The following is a 448-nucleotide window of genomic DNA, read 5'->3' on the forward strand; positions in this document are numbered from 1 at the left end:
TGATATCGCAATACCGAACACAATTGCGATCAAAGAAATGTAAACAATCGCCGAGATGGCTATGGACGCCTCATGAGTCATCTTTTCTTCCAGCATGTGTTCATGCTTGGAAATATGGTCTTTGACTTGAGAAAGCAATGACATGATAGATGTCAAAGCAGGATGGGTTTCATTCTGATAGATTTCTTTTGCTTGATGCTGTTTATGTTCTAACGCTATTTCAAGACTGATAATTTCACTAAAATAGTTTTCTAATTCATTGTAAGCACTTGGGATGATTTGATTATACAATTTTATTTTTTTTCTTCAATGGTTGCTGCTATCAGAAGGGATAAAAGGGAAATTCCGGTTAATCCCCATAATTTATAACTGATTTTCATATTTTTAAAAAAGATAGCAGACATTTATTCCCCCATACTTTTGAAATAATTGATAGTGAGTTTGCTAT

1 protein-coding gene is annotated in these 448 nt (G+C 33.5%); it reads right to left on the reverse strand.

Annotation, left to right across the window (positions count from 1 at the left end; genetic code table 11):
* The coding region (locus JWG39_RS16145) for a hypothetical protein (protein ID WP_205220458.1) at positions 1–291 on the reverse strand (291 nt) is incomplete at its 3' end.
* Positions 292–448: the final 157 nt, after the last annotated feature.

It is taken from the genome of Desulforhopalus vacuolatus, assembly GCF_016918505.1.
Lineage (GTDB): Bacteria > Desulfobacterota > Desulfobulbia > Desulfobulbales > Desulfocapsaceae > Desulforhopalus > Desulforhopalus vacuolatus.